We start from the raw sequence: 3,162 nt of genomic DNA, 5'->3' as shown, positions 1-3,162 counted from the left end.
ATTAAAAAATAATCTATCTCCAGGTAGATCCTTTTTTAAGATAATTTAAACATTTCTTTATTGAAAATAAATCTTCCCACTTCTGGTACGATGTGAGCCAATTATCAAAAGCAAGAATATTCGATTTAATGAAAATATCTCGCAGTAGTTAGGCGAAATAAATCACCCTATGCTTTGTCTACAGTAAGAAACCCGCCCAATTTTAACATTGAGCGGGTGAGGAACACTTGCATAACCTTTTATCGATCTATTTCTCACCTAACGGCAGGTATGCAGTGTTGTGGGTAAGTAAAGCGCTGGCAACAGCCTAACTAAGAGCTGACAAAACCCTACAGCCAAGGGATGCCATCATCTGCAAAGCCCTTAAATTGAGAGTCTTGCTACTTTTATAATGGTCAGCAGAAGTGTATGCTGAGTAGATTTACTTTAAGCTTGAGGCGTGCGATCGAGACTGTCTTTCACATCCGCCGAAACCGACCCGTACTTACGCGAAACCCCACCGCCACCAATTCCTGTCAGCTTCCAAATACCCCAAATTCGTTTTTGAGTTTTTTTCGGCGGTTGCTGACCGCAAACTTCCTTTGGTGACCAAAAATGATCGTCAAAATCGTAGTAGCTCACTGTTCGTCCTCCAAACTCTTCCATCCTAGAATTGCCACAAGTCAGGAATTTTTCCTACTTTGGGAGTAAAATATCAAAAAGACTATCTGTCTTTCAAACAAGGCGATACATTGACGATTTCCCTTGTTTTAAGCTCCTGTTAATCTTCAGACAGCAATGCGGCAAATCTTACCACAAAAGTACAGCCTTACACTCATTAAGAAAATAAATTGAGCAAATTTAATGCTTTTTGTTTGCCAATACACCATCTGGCAAGCAATCGTCTTCAAAAACTATTAGAATTTCCAGCCCTCACCCTATTAAATTTTCTAATCAGCTTTACGAACAAGCTCTTAAGATTTCAGCCTCAGAATTTATCTTCTTTTAAGGTTTGCCATACCATAATGGTAAAAAAATTTACTGTTAATTAAAAGAGGATTTCTACTGGATTAGGAATTGTATTTTGACAAGACGATCGGTAATATCAACATATTTTCGATCGCGTTCTCAGTATTATCAGCACTATTGGGTAGTCGGTAGGTAGTGCGATCGCTTATTCATTGCCCCACCTCATAGCGCGATCGTCCGCCTCCCCGACACAAGCAAAGACAGATATTGCTCGTGCGATCGCTTCACGCTCTTGTAGTGCTGCCACACACCACTACATATATATGTGTTACAAAAGGCGACTTCCGCCGCTTTATTGGCTGTAAGCATTGCTATGCAACGATTACAGCCAACAGCTACCATTGCTTAACTCCTCCTACAACCCCCCAAAAAAAATTTTTTCCCAAACCCTTGACACTTTTGTAGTACGCTATGTAGTATAAATGTATGGCGAGGGAGAGAGAGCCAAAAGCCTCACCCCAAACCGAACCGAACCTTGAAAACTGAATAATTCACCCATTTCATTGTTTAAGCCAAGAAGTTGACAGTGTAGGTAGAAACTACCTGGCTGTAACGAGTGCGGTTAGCTTGTTTTGTGAAACAGCGATTTAATTTTCACTTTTGATGAAGTCGTTGATTCATACAAAGATAGTCTAATGCCAGCCAAACAAGCTGTTGCCGATGAAAAGCTGCAAAACTACATTAAAACTGTACGCAAGCGTCAGAGGCCAATAGAGTCAAAATACCATAAAGCATTAGGCGATCGAGAGCTAACTTCAGATCGGAGAGGCTCTATCTCTGAAGCTGCTGTTCTATTTCGTCTAACTCTGTACGGTTTTAAAGTGTACGGATCGGTATTCGACGGTGGAACAGCAGATTGGCTCGTTGAGAATCCCACTGGTAAACACCTAAAAATACAGGTTAAGTCCGCTTACATCGACAGACGAGGAATGCCATTCATTCAGCTTCGTTGTAGCGATCGTAAAACTAAGTTTAGGTGCGATCGAGAAGGCGAGTTTGATTTTATAGTTGACTACTGCCTGTTCTCAGATACAGCTTACGTCTTGTCATTTGAGGAAGTTAGAGGTAAAACCTGTCATATTCCTCAAGACCAAGATGAAGAAAGGTGGGATAAATTGTTCGATTAATGGGGCTGTAGCTCAGTTGCGTAGAGCGTCACTCTGTCACAGTGAAGGATCGCGGGTTCGAGTCCCGTCAGCCTCGCTTAAATAGTCCCGTAGGCGAATTGGTTCAAGCCGTCTGCCCCTCAAGCAGAAGATTGCGAGTTCAAACCTCGTCGGGACTACCAAACGGTCAGGTCGCCAAGTTGGTAAGGCGTCGGTCTGCAAAACCGACTAGCGTGGGTTCAAGTCCCACTCTGACCTTGGTGTGAAATAGCAGTGTAGCTTAATGGCAAAGTCCCAAGCTCATACCTTGGTTGATGCGGGTTCAAGTCCCGCCGCTGCTACCAAATGCAGGGATGGTGTAACAGGCAACAGCTCGATCTCCAAAATCGATATTCTAGGTTCAAATCCTAGTCCCTGCGTTCTACTGCGTGACCTTATAGAAGAAGCTTACAAACTTGGTATCCAATCTTCGGATTGGAGTAGGTTCGATTCCTACAGCCTCCACCAACTTGGGGGCTGAAAAACAAGCCTCTCCAACTTGCACGAAGTAGATTTTTCCTTTGGCCCCATCGTCTAGAGGCTTAGGACAACCGGCTTTCGATCGGACAACACGGGTTCAAATCCCGTTGGGGCTTTTTTTTCGGGTTGGCTCACCTATTGGCGTAGGTAGCTGTCTGTAAAACAGTAGCTTAAAGCGTTGCAAGTTCAAATCTTGCCCGACCCATTGTGGAGAGGTGGCCGAGTGGCTTAAGGCGCTTTCCTGCTAAGAAAGAGCGGTGTAACAACCGTCGAGGGTTCAAATCCCTCCTTCTCCGCCTTGAGAGCGTGGTGTAACTGGATAACATCTCAGTCTACGAAACTGAAGAATTTTGGGGGTTCAAATCCCTACGCTCTCGTTTCCCCCGGTAGCTCAGTTGGTACTACCTGATACTAAAGAGTTTCAAATCGGTAATGTTGCCAACAAAAGTTGGGAAGTGATACAGCGAGAGCTAGAAAAATGGTAACCGTTCAGAGGGGGACAAAATCTCTGAAACTGTTGTCTAGCAAG

Annotated in this window: 3 protein-coding genes and 9 tRNA genes; 10 read left to right on the top strand and 2 right to left on the bottom strand. The window is 43.7% G+C overall.

Annotated elements, in window-relative coordinates; translation table 11 throughout:
* Nucleotides 1-426: 426 nt before the first annotated feature.
* Nucleotides 427-621, bottom strand: coding sequence for a hypothetical protein (locus tag H6S82_RS26215; protein ID WP_190465736.1), 195 nt, complete (start codon nt 619-621; stop codon nt 427-429).
* 549 nt (nt 622-1,170) lie between these two features.
* Nucleotides 1,171-1,350: a hypothetical protein gene (locus H6S82_RS26210; protein WP_190465734.1), complete on the bottom strand. Its 180-nt coding sequence runs from the start codon at nt 1,348-1,350 to the stop codon at nt 1,171-1,173.
* Nucleotides 1,351-1,643: 293 nt separating this feature from the next.
* Here H6S82_RS26210 and H6S82_RS26205 point away from each other — a divergent pair, with 293 nt between their 5' ends.
* The 10 genes from H6S82_RS26205 to H6S82_RS26160 all read left to right on the top strand — a co-directional run bounded on the left by H6S82_RS26205 (nt 1,644) and on the right by H6S82_RS26160 (nt 3,010).
* A complete protein-coding gene (locus H6S82_RS26205; RefSeq protein ID WP_190465732.1) occupies nt 1,644-2,135 on the top strand; it encodes a group I intron-associated PD-(D/E)XK endonuclease in 492 nt (163 codons plus the stop codon).
* Between the two features lies 1 nt (nt 2,136).
* Nucleotides 2,137-2,211: transfer RNA gene (locus H6S82_RS26200), tRNA-Asp, on the top strand.
* Nucleotides 2,212-2,218: 7 nt separating this feature from the next.
* Nucleotides 2,219-2,296 (top strand) — tRNA-Glu (locus H6S82_RS26195).
* Between the two features lie 3 nt (nt 2,297-2,299).
* A tRNA-Cys gene (locus H6S82_RS26190) sits at nt 2,300-2,372 on the top strand.
* 11 nt (nt 2,373-2,383) lie between these two features.
* Nucleotides 2,384-2,458 (top strand) — tRNA-Ile (locus H6S82_RS26185).
* 3 nt (nt 2,459-2,461) lie between these two features.
* Nucleotides 2,462-2,533, top strand: a tRNA-Trp gene (locus H6S82_RS26180).
* A gap of 143 nt (nt 2,534-2,676) precedes the next feature.
* Nucleotides 2,677-2,749 (top strand) — tRNA-Glu (locus tag H6S82_RS26175).
* 7 nt (nt 2,750-2,756) lie between these two features.
* Nucleotides 2,757-2,838 (top strand) — tRNA-Tyr (locus H6S82_RS26170).
* 4 nt (nt 2,839-2,842) lie between these two features.
* Nucleotides 2,843-2,929: transfer RNA gene (locus H6S82_RS26165), tRNA-Ser, on the top strand.
* 4 nt (nt 2,930-2,933) lie between these two features.
* Nucleotides 2,934-3,010, top strand: a tRNA-Arg gene (locus tag H6S82_RS26160).
* The last annotated feature ends 152 nt before the right edge of the window (nt 3,011-3,162 follow it).

It is taken from the genome of Planktothrix sp. FACHB-1355, assembly GCF_014748295.1.
GTDB classification, from domain to species: Bacteria; Cyanobacteriota; Cyanobacteriia; order Cyanobacteriales; family Aerosakkonemataceae; genus Aerosakkonema; species Aerosakkonema funiforme_A.
This window is presented reverse-complemented; position numbering and strand designations above follow the sequence as displayed.

What these genes read in the sequence shown, in the direction of transcription:
- H6S82_RS26210 (WP_190465734.1), bottom strand. Translation starts at nt 1,350, where the DNA reads ATGGTAGCTGTTGGCTGTAATCGTTGCATAGCAATGCTTACAGCCAAT.
- H6S82_RS26205 (WP_190465732.1), top strand. Translation starts at nt 1,644, where the DNA reads ATGCCAGCCAAACAAGCTGTTGCCGATGAAAAGCTGCAAAACTACATT.